Genomic DNA, 218 nt, shown 5'->3' on the forward strand with positions numbered 1-218 from the left:
CCCGCGCCCCCGGCCCCACCGGCCGCGCCGGCGCCGATCAGCACGCCGGTTCCGCCGGCGTTACCGCCTTGACCACCGCCTCCGGCCGAAGTGCCGGTCCCGGCCAGGCCACCCGTTCCGCCGGCTCCGCCGGTTCCGCCGGTGCCGAACAGTCGGGCGGTGCCGCCGTTGCCGCCGATGCCGCCGAGGCCGCCCGCCGCGGTGAGGCTTCCGGTCCC

1 protein-coding gene is annotated in these 218 nt (G+C 80.7%); it reads right to left on the reverse strand.

Annotated features, from left to right (window positions below):
- Nucleotides 1–218 (reverse strand): hypothetical protein (locus tag BST12_RS32775; protein ID WP_211281456.1); only part of this gene is annotated, 218 nt, incomplete at both ends.

This window comes from Mycobacterium angelicum, from assembly GCF_002086155.1.
GTDB classification, from domain to species: Bacteria; Actinomycetota; Actinomycetes; order Mycobacteriales; family Mycobacteriaceae; genus Mycobacterium; species Mycobacterium angelicum.